Annotated in this window: 7 protein-coding genes; 6 read left to right on the top strand and 1 reads right to left on the bottom strand. The window is 70.0% G+C overall.

Translation table 11 applies throughout. The features are described 5' to 3' along the window. Positions 1 to 112: 112 nt before the first annotated feature. From F4556_RS14475 to F4556_RS38160, 6 genes are all read left to right on the top strand, one after another. A complete protein-coding gene (locus F4556_RS14475; protein ID WP_184915215.1) occupies positions 113 to 2,458 on the top strand; it encodes a right-handed parallel beta-helix repeat-containing protein in 2,346 nt (781 codons plus the stop codon). Between the two features lie 196 nt (positions 2,459 to 2,654). Then, positions 2,655 to 4,832, top strand: a complete 2,178-nt coding sequence (locus F4556_RS38175; protein WP_184915212.1) for a right-handed parallel beta-helix repeat-containing protein — start codon at positions 2,655 to 2,657, stop codon at positions 4,830 to 4,832. 34 nt (positions 4,833 to 4,866) lie between these two features. After that, complete coding sequence (locus tag F4556_RS38170) at positions 4,867 to 7,161, top strand: right-handed parallel beta-helix repeat-containing protein (RefSeq protein ID WP_184915209.1); 2,295 nt, start codon at positions 4,867 to 4,869, stop codon at positions 7,159 to 7,161. A gap of 86 nt (positions 7,162 to 7,247) precedes the next feature. Then, positions 7,248 to 9,479, top strand: coding sequence for a right-handed parallel beta-helix repeat-containing protein (locus F4556_RS38165; protein ID WP_184915206.1), 2,232 nt, complete (start codon positions 7,248 to 7,250; stop codon positions 9,477 to 9,479). A 128-nt stretch (positions 9,480 to 9,607) separates the two neighbouring features. After that, positions 9,608 to 11,830: a right-handed parallel beta-helix repeat-containing protein gene (locus F4556_RS14455; protein ID WP_184915203.1), complete on the top strand. Its 2,223-nt coding sequence runs from the start codon at positions 9,608 to 9,610 to the stop codon at positions 11,828 to 11,830. A 255-nt stretch (positions 11,831 to 12,085) separates the two neighbouring features. After that, a complete protein-coding gene (locus F4556_RS38160; protein ID WP_184915200.1) occupies positions 12,086 to 14,356 on the top strand; it encodes a NosD domain-containing protein in 2,271 nt (756 codons plus the stop codon). Positions 14,357 to 14,432: 76 nt separating this feature from the next. Here the strand turns inward: F4556_RS38160 and F4556_RS14445 are convergent, their stop codons facing one another. Next, positions 14,433 to 17,489 (bottom strand): N-acetylmuramoyl-L-alanine amidase, encoded by a 3,057-nt coding sequence (locus F4556_RS14445; RefSeq protein WP_184915197.1) that lies wholly within the window; start codon positions 17,487 to 17,489, stop codon positions 14,433 to 14,435. Between the last annotated feature and the right edge of the window lie 230 nt (positions 17,490 to 17,719).

The following is a 17,719-nucleotide window of genomic DNA, read 5'->3' as shown; positions in this document are numbered from 1 at the left end:
TGTGTGGCATGCTCTGCATGCGGACGTGGGAGGCGCGGCATTCTGCCCCTGCCGGTCGGCCGCGAACGGGCTTCTGACACTGAGCAACGCACGGTCTTCTGACACTGAGTACGTGGGGGACAACATCAAGACGCGAAGAGGCGCCCTGGCGGGCGCCGCGATTCTGGCTGCCCTGGTGGCACCCGTGGTCGGGCCCGGCGTTGCCGGGGCCGCGACCGCCGATCTGTATGTGAACAACGCGGCCGGGTCGAACTGCACCGACGCGGGCTCCGGCCTGCCGACGGCGCCGTTCTGCACCGTGTCGGCGGCGGCCGGGAAGGCCGAGGCCGGGCAGACGGTGCACATCGCGACCGGCCGGTACGACGAGCAGCTGAAGCTCACCAAGTCGGGTACGGCCGGTGCGCCGATCCGCTTCGTCGGGGCCGACCGGGTGGACGCCATGGGTGGCGTCCAGATCGGCAAGACGGACTGGAAGGCCGGGTTGCACGCGCTCTGGGCCTCCGGTGCGCAGCACGTCTCGTTCGAGGGCGTCGAGTTCACCGGCAGCGGCGCGGAGGCGGTGCTGATCGAGAACTCCTCGAAGATCTCGCTGCTGCGTGGTTCGGTCTGGGGCGGTGGCCCCTCGGCACCGGGCATCCGGATCGCCGGGACCTCCAGTGACGTGCGGGTGGCGGGGATGGACTTCTCCTACGTCGGCAACAGCAACGTGGTGGTCGACGCCGGGGTGACCGGCACGGTGATCAGCACCAACCGGTTCTTCGTCAACTCGTCCGACTCGTACCCGGCGCTGGTCGTGCTCGGGTCGCCGAACACGGTGGTGGTGAGCAACACCGTCAAGAGCAGCTGCGGCAACGGCATCGTGCTGGCCGGTGCTTCCACCGGTGCGGTGGTCCGGAACAACGTGATCGACACCTCCAAAAACTACCCGAGCGGTGCCTGCCCGGCGGGCAAGGACAGCACCGGGCTTACCGTGTCTGCCGCCGCTGCCCCGACGGCGGACGTCGACTACAACGTGATCAGCCCGGTCGCCGGTGGTCCGGTTTACGACTGGGCGGGCGTCGCTTACCGGGACCAGGCTGCCTTCCACGCGGCCTCCGGCGACGGTACGCACGACGTGGTGGCCGACCCGTCCATCCCGTACGACGGCAAGACGCCGCAGCTCTCGCCGATCATCGACTCGGCCGACGAGAACGCGCCCGGCATGCTGCCGCTCGACAGCTGGGGCCATGAGGCCAAGGACGACCCGGTCGTCCCCAACACCGGTACGGGCAGCGGGATCCGGGACCGGGGCGCCGACGAGTTCCTCGGCTTCGGCAGTGTCTTCACGCCGGCCGGTCCGGTGCGGTTGATGGACACCCGTGAGGGTGTCGGAGTGGCCAAGGCGCCGCTGAAGATGGGCAGTTCGATCGACCTGCAGGTGGCTGGGGTCAACGGCGTGCCCGCCACGGGTGTCACCGCCGTGACGCTGAACGTCACGGTGACAGCGCCGACCAAGGGCAGCTACCTGACCGTCTACCCGCACGGGGCCGAGTACCCCGAGGGGGCCACCCGACCGACCGCTTCCAGCATCAACTGGGTTGCCGGGCAGACGATTCCGAACCAGGTGACGGTTCCGGTCATTGACGGCAAGGTGTCGTTCTACGCCGGTGGCGAGGGTGGCACCGTCGAGGTGCTGGCCGACCTGGCGGGCTACTACAGCGAGAAGGGCAGCCCGTTCACCTCGGCCGGCCCGGTCCGGCTGATGGACACCCGTGAGGGTGTCGGGGTGGCCAAGGCGCCGCTGCAGATGGGCAGTTCGATCGACCTTCAGGTCGCCGGGGTGAGCGGCGTGCCCGCCACCGGCGTGACGGCCGTGACCCTCAACGTCACGGTGACCGCCCCGACCAAGGGCAGCTTCCTGACGGTCTACCCGCACGGCAAGCCCCGCCCGACCGCGTCGAACCTCAACTGGACGCCCGGGCTGACGATTCCGAACCTGGTGACGGTTCCGGTCGTCGACGGCAAGGTGTCGTTCTACGCCGGTGGCGAGGGTGGCACCGTCGAGGTGCTGGCCGACCTGGCGGGCTACTACAGCGCGAGCGGGTACGCGACCTACAACCCGGTCGGTCCGTGGCGGCTGATGGACACCCGGGAGGACGACTACACCGAGGAGCAGATGACCCGCCGGGCCGGTGCGGTCGCCGCCGGTGACACCCTCACCATGACCACCATCCCGGTCCGGGCCAAGTCCGTGGTGCTCAACGTGACGGTCACCCAGCCCACCGCGGCGGGTTACCTGACCATCTACCCGGCCGGTGGCCAGCGTCCGGTGGCCTCCAGCCTGAACTGGTCCGCGAACCAGACCATCGCCAACCAGGTGGTCGTGCCGGTCAACGAGAACGGCGAGATCTCGCTCTACAACGGCAGCGGTGGCAACAGCCACTTCGTGGTCGACATCCTGGGCTACCACGCCTACTGATCGAACCTCAGCTGATGGCTCGTCCCGGTCACGGGGCGGGCCATCGGCGCACCGGATCGCTTCTGCGCACCACCGGGCCGGCCGGGGGCCGGCTCCGTACCCACTGGGGGAGAACATCAGAACTCGCATCGGCGCGCTGAGCGCCACCGCACTGCTCGGCGCGCTGGCGCTGCCTGCCTTCGGGCCGGGCGGTGCGGTGGCCGCTCCGCTCAACATCTATGTCAACAACGCTGCGGATGCGCACTGTTCGGATGCGGGCAGCGGTCTGCAGGCGCAGCCGTTCTGTACCGTCCAGGCGGCCGCCGACGCGGTGCTGCCAGGACAGACCGTGAACATCTCCAAGGGCACGTACCCGGAGTCGGTCAAACTGACCCGTTCGGGGACCGAGAGTTCGCCGATCACCTTCAGGGGAGCCCTTGCCCCGTGGGAGCACCAGATCTGGGAAGGGACGATCGGAAGCACCGGCCTGGCGACGGGCTTCTCGGTGGTGGGCGCCCAGCACGTACGGATCAAGGACCTCGGTTTCGCCGCGAGCCAGTACGGCGTGGTGGTGGAGAACTCCACGGACGTCGTGGTGATGAGCGGCCAGGTGACCGGTGCCGCCACCGCCTCGGTGCGGGTGACCGGAGCCGACTCCAGGTACGTGACCATCGGCCGGTTCCGGCTCTGGTACCAGGGAGCCGGGATCGTGGTGGACGGGGGAGCGAAGAACACCACGCTCACCACCAACATGGTCAACACCGGTAGTGGCACGCCCGTCTCGGTGGTCGACTCGCCTGCCACCATCGTGGTGAGCAACTCCCTCTTCGGCCATTGCCGGACGGGCCTTGAGCTGGCTGGTGAGAGCACCGATGCGGTGCTGGTCAACAATGTGGTGGCGACGGACACGGACTCGGACGGCACCTGCTGGGACAAGCAGCCGCAGGTGAAGATTGGGGACGTGGCCAGGTCCGGTCTGCGGGCCGACTACAACGTGGTCAGCGCGGTCGGTGGCCGCCCGGCGTACCTGTGGGGTACCGAAAGCTACGACAACCAGGCGAAGTTCACTGCGGAGACCGGGCAGGGCGTGCACGACTCGTTCGGCAGCGCGGTGATCCCGTGGCAGGGTGACAAGCACGTCGGCCCGCTGCCCACCGTCGACTCGGCGGACGAGAGCGCCCCCGGCATGCTGGACGTCGACGCGAACGGCTACGCCCCGGTGGACGACCCGGTCAAGGCCAACTCCGGTACCGGGAAGGGTTTCCGGGACCGCGGCGCGACCGAGCTGGTGAGTGTCGGTACCGCCTACACCCCGACCGGGCCGACCCGGATCCTGGACACCCGGGACGAGGGGAGGGCCGGCCGAGTGTCCTTCATGCGCCAGCTCAAGGTCGCGGGCGCGAACGGCGTCCCGGCGACCGGGGTCAAGGCGGTCACCATGAACGTGACCGTCACCGCGACCAGCAGTGCCGGCTACCTGTCGACCACGCTTCGCAGCAGCTCGTTCCTCAACTGGTCGGGTGCCGGGCAGACGGTGGCCAACCTGGTGACCGTCCCGGTCGACGACGAGGGCATGGTCACCTTCTACCTGGGTGGAGATTCCGTCGATCTGATCGCCGACCTGGCGGGCTACTACAGCGGCAGCGGCAGCATCTTCACTTCCACCGACCCGTCCCGCGCACTCGACACCCGGAATGCGATCGGCGTGACCAGCCGGACGCCGGTCGCCCCGGGCGGCACCGTGGACCTGCAGGTGGCGGGCGTCAACGGCGTCCCGGCCACCGGGGTGACGGCCGTGACCATGAACGTGACGGTCACCGAGCCCACCGGTGGCGGCTACCTGACGGTGTATCCGCACGGCCAGACCCGTCCGACCATCTCCAACCTGAACTGGACACCCGGGCGGACCCTTGCCAACCTGGTGACGGTCCCGGTGGTGGACGGCAAGGTCTCGCTGTTCAACGGCAGCGGCGGCACCGTGCACGTGATCGCCGACGTCGCGGGCTACTACAGCGCCGCCGGGCACAGCGTGTTCCGGGCTCTCCAGCCGAACCGCCTGCTGGACACCCGCTCGAACACCGAGGACGGATGCAGGCAGACCCGTCAGGCGGCCGCTGTGGCTCCCGGCCAGACGATCGAACTGGGCATCTGCTGGCAGGACATCACCGGCGCGACGATGAACGTCACGGTCACCGAGCCCAGCGCGGCCGGCTTCCTGACGGTCTATCCGGCCGGTTCGCCCCGCCCGACCGCTTCCAACATCAACTGGACCGCCGGGCAGACCGTCCCGAACCAGGTCGTGGTGCCGGTCCGGAACCAGAAGGTCGCCTTCTACAACGGCAGTGGCGGCACCGTGCACCTGGTGGTCGACGTGTTCGGCTACCAGGGGTACTGATCAATCGCTCCACCGCAGGCCCGTCCCCACTCCGGTGGGGGCGGGCATCGGCCGGTTTCTTCGGAGGACCGTCATCAGAACTCGTGTCGGCGCGCTGAGCGCCGCCGTACTGCTGGGCGCGCTGGCGCTGCCCGCCTTCGGGCCGGGCGGCGCGGCTGCCGCTCCGCTCAACATCTACGTCAACAACGCTGTGGATGCCCACTGTTCGGACGCGGGGAGCGGTCTGCAGTCGCAGCCGTTCTGCACCGTGCAAGCGGCCGCCGACGTGGTGCTGCCGGGGCAGACCGTGAACGTCGCCCAGGGCGAGTACCGGGAGTCCGTGAAGCTGACCCGCTCGGGGAACCAGGGGGCGCCGATCACCTTCGCGGGCCCCGGTGGGCACTGGACGCCGAACTTCGTGAACGTCGGCTCCGCCGGGAGCACGGCCGGATTCTCGGTGGTGGGGGCCCAGCACGTCTGGATCCGTGGTCTCTCGTTCTCCGGAAGCCAGTTCGGCCTGCTGGTGGAGAACTCCGGCGACGTCCGGGTGACGGACGGTGGGGTGGTCGGTGGCAGCACCGCTGCGGTGCGGGTCACCGGTGCCGACTCCCAGAAAGTCACCATCGGCCGGTTCACGCTCCTCAACGCCCCGGGTGTCGGAATGGTGGTGGACGGCGGTGCGAAGGGCACCACGCTGACCACCAATCTGGTCAACTCCGGTTCGGCCACCGCCGTCTCGGTGGTGGACTCGCCCGGCACGGTCGTGGTGAGCAACTCGCTGTACGCCGGCTGCCGGGTCGGACTGGAGCTGGCCGGGAAGTCTCCCGACGCCGTCCTGATGAACAACGTGGTCGCGGCCGAGTCCATGTCGGACGGCAACTGCGGCTCGCAGACCCCGCAGGTGAAGATCAGCGCCGAGTCCAGGTCCGGCCTGAGGGCCGACTACAACGTGGTCAGCGCGGTCGGCGGCCGTCCGGCGTACCAGTGGGGCAGCGAGAGCTACAGCAGCCAGGCGACCTTCGCCACGGAGACCAACCAGGGCGTGCACGACTCGTTCGACAGCCCGGTGATCCCGTACCAGGGTGACAGGCACCTCGGCCCGCTGCCCACCGTCGACTCGGCGGACGAGAGTGCGCCCGGGATGCTGGGCGTCGACGTGGCCGGCCAAGGCCCGGTGGACGACCCGGTCAAGGCCAACTCCGGTACCGGCAAGGGCTTCCGGGACAGGGGTGCGACCGAGTACCTGAACGTCGGTACCGCCTACACCCCGACCGGGCCGACCCGAATCCTGGACACCCGGGACGAGGGGGAGAACGGCCGGCTGACCTCGATGCGCCGGCTCAAGGTCACCGGCTCGAACGGCGTCCCGACCTTCGTCACCAAGGCGGTCACCATGAACGTGACCGTCACCGCCACCAGCAGCGCCGGCTACCTGTCGACCTCGTACGGCAGCAGCTCCGTCCTCAACTGGTCGGCGGCCGGGCAGACGGTGGCCAACCTGGTGACCGTACCGGTCGATGTGGATGGCATGGTCACCTTCTACCTGGGTGGCTCCGCAGTGGACGTCATCGCTGACCTGGCGGGCTACTACAGCGGCAGCGGCAGCATCTTCACCGCGACCGACCCGTCCCGTTCGCTGGACACCCGGGAGGCCATCGGCGTGCCCGGTCACACGCCGGTCGCGCCCGGTGGCACGGTCGAGCTCCAGGTGGCAGGCCACAACGGCGTCCCGACCACCGGGGCCACCGCCGTCACGATGAACGTGACGGTCACCGAGCCCACCGGCGGCGGTTACCTGACGGTGTATCCGCACGGGAAGGACCGCCCGGTCATCTCCAGCCTGAACTGGACGCCCGGGCGGACCATCGCCAACCTGGTGACCGTCCCGGTGGTGGACGGCAAGGTCTCGTTCTACAACGGCAGCGGCGGCACCGTGCACGTGATCGCCGACGTCGCGGGCTACTACGGCGCCTCGGGTCACGACGTTTACCGGGTGATGCAGCCGAACCGCTTGTTGGACACCCGCACGAACACCCAGGACGGTTGCATGAAGAACCGTCAGGCGGCCGTCGTGACCCCCGGCCAGACGATCGAACTGGGCGTCTGCTGGCAGGACATCACCAGCGCGACCCTGAACGTCACGGTCACCGAGCCCACCGCGGCCGGCTTCCTGACGGTCTATCCGACCGGCTCGCCGCGCCCGGTGGCGTCCAACCTCAACTGGACCGCCGGGCAGACCATCCCGAACCAGGTCGTGGTGCCGGTCCGGAACCAGAAGGTCTCCTTCTACAACGGCAGCGGCGGCACGGTGCACCTCGTGGTCGACATGTTCGGCTACCAGTCGTACTGAGCAACCGCCCCGCAGCAATCCCACTTCTTCGGAGGAACACCATCAGAACTCGTACAGGGGCCCTCGCGGGCGCCGTACTGCTCGGCGTGCTGGCGTTGCCCGCCTTCGGGCCCGGCGGTGCGGCTGCCGCTCCGCTCAACATCTATGTCAACAACGCTGCGGAGGCGCACTGTTCGGACGCAGGCGGCGGTCTGCAGGCGCAGCCGTTCTGCACCGTCCAGGCGGCCGCCGACGCGGTGCTGCCGGGCCAGACGGTGAACATCGCCAACGGCACGTACCCGGAGGCGGTGAAGCTGACCCGCTCGGGGACGGAGGGTGCACCGATCACCTTCGCGGGCCCGTCTTCGGCTCCACCGACCATGGTGAGAAGCACGATCGGCTCCTCCCAAGTCGCCACCGGCTTCTCGGTGGTGGGTGCCCAGCACGTGCGGATTCGCGATCTCGGGTTCTCCGGGAGCCAGCAGGGTCTGTTGGTGGAGAACTCCGTCGACGTCCAGGCAATGCGCGGCGACATCGAGGGCTGGGGCCAGACCTCCTCCGTCGCGGCGGTGCGGGTCACCGGTGCCGACTCCCGGAACGTGACCATCGGCCGATTCAACGTCAGGCACTACTCGGCGGCCGGGATCGTGGTCGACGGTGGGGCGAAGAACACCACACTGACCACCAACTGGATCGACGCGAACCATGCCGTTTCGGTCGTCGACTCGCCTGCCATCGTCGTGGTGAGCAACACGCTCTACTCGGAGTGCCACACCGAGCTGGAGCTCAGCGGCGAGTCCACCGATGCCGTTGTGGTCAACAACGTGGTCGCAGCGAACATCCTTGCGAACGATTACTGTTCCCAGCCGGTGCCCCTGGTGAAGGTCGGCTCGGTGGCTAGATCCGGTCTCCGCGCCGACTACAACGTGGTCAGCGCGGTCAACGGCCGTCCGGCCTACCAGTGGGGCCCGGTGAACTACGACAACCAGCAGACGTTCACGGCCGCGACGGGCCAGGGCGCGCACGACTCGTTCGCCAGCTTGGCGATGGACTACCAGGGCGACAAGCACGCAGGTCCGCTGCCCACCGTCGACTCGGCGGACGAGAGCGCGCCCGGCATGTTGGATGTCGACCTGGACGGCTTCGCCCCGGTGGACGACCCGATCAAGCCCAACTCCGGTACCGGAAAGGGCTTCCGGGACCGGGGTGCCAGCGAGTTGATTGACGTCGGCACCGCCTACACCCCGACCGGGCCGACCCGGATCCTGGACACCCGGGACGAGGGGCCGAGCGGCCGACTGGTCTCGACGCGCAAGCTCAAGGTCACCGGTGCGAACGGGGTCCCGGCCGACGGGGTCGCCGCCGTCACGATGAACGTGACCGTCACCGCGACCAGCAGTGGCGGTTACCTTTCGACCTCAAACGGCAGCAGTTCGGTGCTCAACTGGTCGGGGCCCGACCAGACGGTGGCCAACCTGGTGACCGTGCCGGTCGATCAGGACGGTACGGTCACGTTCTCCCTGGGTGGCTCCAGCGTGGACCTGATCGCCGACCTGGCGGGCTACTACAGCGGCAGCGGCAGCGGCAGCATCTTCACCGCGACCGATCCGTCCCGTGCGCTGGACACCAGGGAGGCCGTCGGGGTGCCAGGCCGCACGCCGGTCGCCCCCGGTGGCACCGTCGAGCTCCAGGTGGCAGGCAACAACGGTGTCCCGGCCACCGGGGTCACCGCCGTGACGATGAACGTGACGGTCACGGAGCCCACCGGTGGCGGTTACCTGACGGTGTATCCGCACGGGAAGGACCGTCCGGTCATCTCCAGCCTGAACTGGACGCCCGGGCGGACCCTCGCCAACCTGGTGACGGTCCCGGTGGTGGACGGCAAGGTCTCGTTCTACAACGGCAGTGGCGGCACGGTGCACGTGATCGCCGACGTCGCGGGCTACTACAGCGCCCAGGGCCACGACGCGTACCGGCCGAAGCAGCCCGGCCGAATGCTGGACACCCGCGTTGACAGCCATGGCCCCTGCCGGACGATCCCGACACGCCCGGCGGCGGCCGTCCGACCCGGCGAAACGCTCGAACTGGGCGTCTGCTGGCAGAACTTCACCAGCGTGACCATGAACGTCACGGTCACCGAGCCCACGGCCGCCGGCTTCCTGACGGTCTTCCCGACCGGTTCGCCGCGCCCGGTTGCGTCCAACATCAACTGGACCGCCGGGCAGACCATCCCGAACCAGGTCGTGGTGCCGGTCCGCAACCAGAAGGTCTCCTTCTACAACGGCAGTGCGGGCACCGTGCACCTCGTGGTCGACATGTTCGGCCTCCAGTCCTACTGAGCCACCGTCCTGAGCCGCCCGATGGCCCGTCCCCGCTCCGGCGGGGGCGGGCCATCGGGCGATCGACTCCTCGGAGGAACGCCATCAGAACCCGCATCGGCGCGCTGAGCGCCGCCGCACTGCTCAGCATGCTCGCCCTGCCCGCCTTCGGGCCGGGCGGCGCGGCCGCCGCTCCGCTCAACGTCTACGTCAACAACGCCGCGGACGCCCACTGTTCCGACACGGGCAGCGGTCTGCAGGCGCAGCCGTTCTGCACCGTCCAGAAGGCCGCCGACGTGGTGCTGCCCGGCCAGACCGTGAGCATCGCCCCGGGCGACTACCCGGAGCAGGTCAAGCTGACCCGCTCCGGTACGGCGAACGCACCGATCACGTTCACCAGGACCCCCTACGTGTGGGGCCAGTGGCCCTCGGACGTCACGGTCGGCAGCCGCGAGTTGGCGACGGGCCTCTCGGTCGTGCGGGCCGAGCACGTGCGGATCAAGGACCTGCACTTCGCCGGGAGCCAGTACGGCCTGCTGGTGGAGAACTCCACGGACGTCGAGGCCATGAGCGGCCAGGTGACCGGCGCTGCCGCCGCCTCGGTGCGGGTGACCGGGGCCGACTCCAGGGACGTGACCGTCGGACGGTTCTGGCTCTCGTTCATGTGGGGCTCCGGGATCGTCGTGGACGGTGGGGCGAAGCACACCACGCTGACCACCAATCTGATCAACGGCCCTGGCGCCACCGGTATCTCGGTGGTGGACGCGCCCGCCACCGTCGTGGTGAGCAACTCCGTCTTCGACAGCTGCTGGACGGGTCTCGAGCTGGGCGGTGCGGCCACCGACGCGGTGGTGGTCAACAACGTGGTCGCGACGGGTCAGCTCTCCGACTACCAGTGCCGCGCGGAGCTCCGGCCGCAGGTGAAGGTCGCCCAGACCGCTCTGTCCGGCCTGCGGAGCGACTACAACGTGCTCAGCACGGTCAACGACCGTCCGGCGTACGAGTGGGGCACCAAGAGCTACAACAGCCGGTGGGACTTCACCGCGGAGACCGGCCAGGGCGCGCACGACTCGTTCGACAGCGCGGTGATCCGGGAGGACATCGGGAAGCACGACCGCCCGCTGCCCACCGTCGACTCGGCGGACGAGACCGCCCCCGGCATGCTGGACGTCGACGCGTTCGGCAACTCCGCGGTGGACGATCCGATCCAGGCCAACTCCGGTACCGGCAAGGGTTTCCGGGACCGGGGCGCGACCGAGTACCGGGACGTCGGCACCGCCTACACCCCGACCGGGCCGACCCGGATCCTGGACACCCGGGACGAGGGGCCGAACGGCCGGCTGACCTCGACGCGCAAGCTCAAGGTCACCGGCGCGCACGGCGTCCCGGCCGACGGGGTCGCCGCCGTCACCATGAACGTGACGGTCACCGGCACCAGCGGCGGCGGGTGGCTGTCGACCTCGAACGGCAGTAGCTCCATCCTCAACTGGACGGCCGCCGGGCAGACGGTGGCCAACCTGGCGACCGTACCGGTCGATGCGGACGGGACGGTCACCTTCTCCGTGGGCGGTGCCGCCGTCGACGTGATCGCCGACCTGGCGGGCTACTACAGCAGCAGCGGCAGCCTCTTCAGCCCCTGGGACCTGTCCCGCTCGCTGGACACCCGGAATGCCATCGGCGTGCCCGGCCGGACGCCGATCGCCCCGGGTGGCACGGTCGAGCTTCAGGCGGGGGTCCCCGGCGTCCCGTTCACCGGGGCCACCGCGATCACCCTGAACGTGACCGTCACCGAACCCACCAGCAGTGGCTACCTGACGGTGTATCCGCACGGGAAGGACCGTCCGGTCATCTCCAACCTGAACTGGATGCCCGGGCGGACCATCGCGAACCTGGTGACCGTTCCGGTGGTCGACGGCAAGGTCTCGTTCTACAACGGCAGCGGTGGCACCGTGCACGTGATCGCCGACGTCGCGGGCTACTACGGCGCCAGAGCCTGGGCGCGCACGGCGTTCCGGACGATGCAGCCGCAGCGTCTGCTGGACACCCGCGTGGACAGCAGTAACACCTGCCTGGAGACCCGTCGGGCCGCCACGGTGGCTCCCGGCCAGACGCTCGAACTGGGCGTCTGCGTGCCGCACATCACCAGCGCGACGATGAACGTCACGGTCACCGAGCCCACCGCGGCCGGCTTCCTGACGGTCTATCCGGCCGGTTCGCCGCGTCCGGTGGCGTCCAACCTCAACTGGACGGCTGGGCAGACCGTGCCGAACCAGGTCGTGGTGCCGGTCCGGGACGACAAGGTCCTCTTCTACAACGGGAGTGGGGGCACCGTGCACCTGGTGGTCGACCTGTTCGGCTACGAGGCGTACTGAGCAACTGCCCTGCGTAACGCCGCCGGCCTTCGGTGCCCCCTGGTCCGCAGTCGAAGCAGTGTGCGATGATCCGTCCGAAGTTCGTGGGGAAACCGGCTGATGCCGATTTCAAGTACAGGTCGTGGGCGCCGAGTTGGCGCTCTCGGGGGACATCCTGACGACGCACCCTCAGGTGGGGGGAAGTCGCTTCTTCGGAGGTACGCCATCAGAACTCTTACAGCGGCATTCACGGGGGCTGTCCTGCTGCTCGGCGCGGTGAGTCTGCCCGCGCTCGGGGCCGGTACGGCGGTGGCGGCGAGCGCCACGCTCTACGTCAACAAGCTCAACGGGAACTGTTCGGACGCGGGCACCGGAACACTGGAGCAGCCGTACTGCACCGTCTCGGCCGCGGCGGCCAAGGTGGAGCCGGGACAGACGGTGCTCATCGGAGCGGGCGAGTACCGGGAGTCCGTCACACTGACCCGCTCCGGCACCGTCGAGGCACCGATCACCTTCATCGGCGCGGGTGGTCCGGGCGCCGGGTACCGCGCCCCGCAGACCGAGATCGGCTTCTGGCGGTTCGAGGGCATGCCGCCCGCGTTCACGCTCAGCGGGGTGAGTCACGTCCGGATCAGCGGGGTCGAACTGCTCGGGTACCACGAGTCGGTGGTGATCGACGGCGGCACCGAGGTGAACCTGTCCGGCAATCTGCTCACCGGTCTGATCGGCGAAGACCCACGGGTCCGGGTCACCGGCGCGGCCCGGAACGTCACGCTGGCCCGGAACGCCTCAGGGGAGCGCAGCGGCCTGGTGGTGCTGGAACCGGGAGTCCGGGACACGGTCGTCTCGACCAACCTGATCGCCGCCGGTGGGCATCCCGGCATCGTGGCCGACGGAGCCCCGGGCACGGTGATCGTGGCCAACACTGTGGACAGCCACTGCGAGGCCGCGATCCGGCTGACCGGTGCCTCGACCGGGGCGACGGTCATGAACAACGTCCTCACCGACAGCACCGACAGCACCGGCAGTACCTGCACGGACCCCGGACAGCGCGCCGGGCTGTGGGTGGACCAGGAGGCGAAGGCCGGCGCCAGGGTCGCGTACAACCTTCACGACAGCGGGGCCGGCCTGCCCGCCTACAGCTGGGCGGGCACCGTGTACGACGAGGTCGCGCAGTTCGCGGCGGCCTCCGGCCAGGGGGCGCACGATGTCATCGGTGCGCCCAACCTGCCCGGCTCGGTGGGTGACACGGGGGAGCGGACCTCCCCGGCGATCGACTCGGCGGACGAGAGCGCGCCCGGCATGTCGGCCGTGGACGTACGGGGATCGTCGGCACTGGACGACCCCTGGGTGGCCGACACCGGGACCGGCAGCGGACGGCGGGACCGGGGCGCGGAGGAGTTGGTCAACTTCGGGTCCCGCTACACCCCCGTCGGGCCGGTCCGGGTACTGGACACCCGGGAGGCGACCGGTGTCCCGGCCCGGGTGCCGGTCGCTCCGGGGGCCACGATGGACTTGCCGGTCACTGGGCTGAACGGGCTGCCGGCCGATGGTGTGACGGCCGTGACCATGAACGTGACGGTCACCGAGTCCACCGGCGGCGGCTTCCTGACGGTGTATCCGCACGGCGCGGAGCGGCCGACCGCCTCGAACCTCAACTGGACCGCCGGGCAGACGATCCCGAACCTGGTGACCACTCAGGTCCGGGACGGCAAGGTGTCGTTCTTCAACGGCAGCGGCGGCACCGTGCACGTGCTGGCCGACCTGCTCGGCTTCTACAGCACCAAGGGCAGCGGCTTCACCGCCAAGTCCCCGGTGCGGCTGCTCGACACCCGCGAGGGCCTGGGTGCCGCCAAGGCGCCGGTCCGGCAGGGCGGTACGGTCGACCTCCAGGTGACCGGGGCGAACGGGGTGCCCGCCACCGGCGTCACCGCCGTGACCCTGAACGTGACGGTGGCGGACGCCACCGACGGCGGTTTCCTGACCGCCTACCCGCACGGAGAGCAGCGGCCGACCGCGTCCAGCCTCAACTGGGTCAAGGGCCAGGTGGTCCCGAACCTGGTGACCGTCCCGGTGAAGGACGGCAAGGTCTCGCTGTTCGTGGCCGGTAGCGGCCCGGGCCAGGTCCAGCTGATCGCCGATCTCGCGGGGTGCTACACCAAGACCGGGGGCGACCAGTTCCACGCGCTGGTGCCGGTGCGGAAGGCCGACACCCGGGGCTCGTTGCCCTGGTACGACGAGTGGGAGCCCGGCGAAACGGTGCGGGGCGGAGCCACCCGGAGCGTCGAGGTGGTCGAGTACCCCGGTGCTAGCGCGGTCGCGATGAACGTGACGGTGACCGGAACCGCCGCACCGGGATTCCTGACCGTGTACCCGGACGCCACCGAGCGGCCGGTGGTCTCGAACCTCAACTGGGTGACGGGGCAGACCGTTCCGAACCACGTGGTGGTGGCCACCGGTGCGGGAGGCAAGAACGCCTTCTACAACGGGAGTCAGGGCGACGTGGAGCTGATCGCCGACCTGTTCGGCTACTTCGCCCCGGCGTAGTCCGCTCCAACGACGGTGGCCCGCCCCCTTCGCAGGAAGGGGGCGGGCCACCGTCGTTTCACCGGGCGGGAGTTGGTCAGCCCGCCGTGTAGTAGCCGGTGATGTCGGCGATCAGGTCGATCGTGCCGGCCTTGTTGAAGAAGTTCACCTTGCCGTTGACCACCGGGACCACGACCAGGTTCGGGATCACCTGGTTGGCCAGGAAGTTGAGGTTGGAGACCTCGGGGCGCGGCGTGCCGTCCGGGTAGACGGTCACGTAGCCGGGCGAACTGCCGTTGACCGACGTGACGTTGAGGACGACGGCGGTGACGCCGGAGTCGGGCAGCCCGGCCTTGCCGGCCACCTGGAGGGTGGCCACGCCGTCGGGGCCGAGGCGGGTGGAGCCGCCGAGGCCCTCGCGGGTGTCCAGCAGGCGGGTCGGGCCCGCGCTGGTGAACTTCGAGCTGCCGCCCGGGGAGTAGTAACCGGTGATGTCCGCGATCACCTGGACGGTGCCGGCCGGGTTGTAGAAGTCCACCTTGCCGTCCACCAGCGGGACCATCACCAGGTTGGGGACGGTCTGGCCGGGCGTGAAGTTCAGGTTGGAGACCCCGGGGCGGCTGGTGCCGTGCGGGTAGACGGTCAGGAAGCCGGTGGTGCTCGGCTCGGTGACGGTGACGTTCAGGATCACGCCGGTGGCGTCGGCGGGCACGCCCTCGCGGCCCGAGACCTGGAGGGTGACCGAGCTGTTCGGGCCGACCGCGCCGGACGACCGGGTGTCCAGCAGCCGGGCCGGGCCCGCGCTGGTGAACTTCGAGCTGCCGCTGGGGGAGTAGTAGCCGGTGATGTCGGCCAGCAGGTCGACGGTGCCGGCCGCGTTGAAGAAGTTCACCTTGCCGTTGACCACCGGGACCACGACCAGGTTCGGCACGATCTGGCCGGCCGTGAAGTTGAGGTTCGAGGCGACCGGGCGGGGCTGGCCGTCCGGGTAGACCGTCACGTAGCCGCCCTGGCTGGGCGAGACGGCCGTCACGTTCAGGATCACCGCGGTGGCGTCCGCCGGGACACCGGTGTTGCCGCCGGTGACCTGGAGCGAGGCGGTGCCCGCGCCGCCCAGGCGGGTCGAGCCGCCGAGGCCCTCCCGGGTGTCCATCAGCCGCTTCGGGCCGACCGGGGTGTAACCGGCGGCCGGCGGGACGGTGGCCACGGTCAGGTCGACGTCGGTGGACTTCAGGAAGCCCAGCCGGTGGCCGTAGCGGACCGGGTAGTAGGTGTCGTCGCCGGTCACCACGGCCTGCACGCCGTTGACGTCGTAGAAGATGTCGCCCTTGACCGGGGTGTCGCTGAGCAGGGTGTACTTCTGCCCGGCCGGGACGCTCACGTTCAGCGGGACGGGGTTGTGCGAGGTGGGGTTGTACGTCACACCGGGGTACTTGGCGTACGCCGCCTGCTCCGGGTAGGCCCGGCCGTACAGCGGGATGCTCGCGACACCGGCACGCGGGGTCGCGACGTTCTGGCCGCGGCGGTTGTCGGCGGCGGCGCTCTGGCCGTTCGGGTTGTGGAACCAGCCCTGCACGCCGTCGTACCAGATCGCGGTCCAGTCACCCTGCTGGGCGGCCACCACGTAGCTGCTCCCGGCGACCGCCTTGGCGCGGACGTCCGAGGCGGCGGTGGTGCCGCCGTTGATCAGCGCGGCCGCGCCGTCGGGGGACTGGCGCAGGTAGACGAAGTTCTGCGGGCGCGGGCCCGTCTCGGCCACCGGCGGCTGGTTGTTGGCGTCGAACGGCGGGGCGATGGTCACCTTGCCGCCGACCAGCAGCGAACCACCGGCGGCGGCCCGGACCGGCGCGCCGGCCAGGTCCATGTAGTGCGACCAGTCCCAGAACGTGCCCGGGTCCCAGTGCATCGGCGGCACCGAGTCGATCGGCTTCGGGATCTCGTCGTGCCCGATGATGTGCTGCCGGTCCAGCGGGATGCCGTACTTCCCGGCCAGGAACTTGGTCAGCTCGGCCGAGGAGCGGTAGAGCTGCTCGGTGTACCAGGTCGGCTGCTTGTTGGCGTTCTGGCCGAGGGCGTAGCCCTCGTGCTCCAGACCGATGCTGTGCATGTTGAAGGTCTTGTTGCCCGCGTGCCAGGCGGTGTTCTTGGTGTTGACCAGCTGGGCGACCTGGCCGTCGTGGGTGCCGCCGGCACCGACCAGGTAGTGCGCACTGGCCTCGGTGGCCGGGTTCTTGAAGGTCGAGATGGTCCCGTCCCACGACCCCTCGGTGTCGTGGATGACGATGTACTGGATCTTCTGACCGTCGGCCGGGCGGTTGGTGACCGCGTAGTTGGCGTCGTCGGCCCAGGCGCCCGTGCAGCTCACGGTCGCGGGGCACTCCAGGTTGCCCGGCGTGGCGGCGCGGGACTGCAGCGGGCGGTCCACGGTCAGCGCGGCGTCGGCCGCCAGGCTGACGGCCTGGCCGTCCACGGTGATCCTGGCCGCGCCCTCGCGGACGGTCTCGAAGACCCGGTCGGCGAAGACGTTGCCACCGGCGGCGGGCGCCGTCTGGCTGAACCGGACCACCGCGTTGTACCAGGTCTCCGGACCGGTCCCGAGCGAACCGCCGGTCTCCCTCTGGTACTTGGCGAGCAGCGCGGCCCCGCCCCGGATGCTCTGCGCCGGGTCGGTGCGCAGCTGGTCGGCCGGGCGGCCGAGCAGTGCGGCGGCCTCGTCCAGGGTGTGCAGGGCCGGGCTGTCCTGCGGCTTCGGCGCCGGCGTGGTGGCGGCCGGGGCCGCAGGCTCCGGCAGGCCGTCGCCCTGGCCGTGCTGGTGGCCACCCTCCGTGGAGACCAGCTCGGACGGGTCGACCTGGGTCAGGCCCATCACGTTGTAGTTGCCGGTGGTGCTCGGCTCGCCGTTGTGCGACTCCCAGCGGGTCTGCTGGTAGGCGAGCGCGAGCAGGACGCTCTGCGGGACCTTGAACTCGGCGGCCGCGGCGGCGAACTGGCGCTGCCGGGCGTCCGAGCCGGTCGCCGGAGCAGCCGAGGCGGCGACCGAGAACAGCGCCAGGCCGGTGCTCGCGGCGACCACGGTGGCGGCGACCGTCCGGGACAGTCGGCGGTGCCTCGGGCGGTCGCCGGAGGCAGGGTGAACCTGCGGTATGACGGTCAACGGAGTCAGCAGACCTTCCCGTGTCTGTACCGGCCGAGCGGCCGGTCTGGTGTCGGACCTTCCGGGGCTCCCGGCTGCCACGGGGGCACTCGACGGGCCGGAACCACGGCCGTCGGTGCCTGCACGCGGAAGGCGTTCGCCGACGTTAACATCTGATCGGCCGTCCACGACCGGCCGACCGGCGCGGGTGTGTCACGGCTCTGTCACAAGCGGGGCACTGCCCCGGGCCT

It is taken from the genome of Kitasatospora gansuensis, from assembly GCF_014203705.1.
GTDB lineage: Bacteria > Actinomycetota > Actinomycetes > Streptomycetales > Streptomycetaceae > Kitasatospora > Kitasatospora gansuensis.
Note: the sequence above shows the minus strand (reverse complement) of the source record. Positions and strands in the feature narration are given on the sequence as shown.

Coding starts and splice junctions, on each gene's coding strand:
- F4556_RS14455 (WP_184915203.1), top strand. CDS start 9,608: ATGCTCGCCCTGCCCGCCTTCGGGCCGGGCGGCGCGGCCGCCGCTCCG.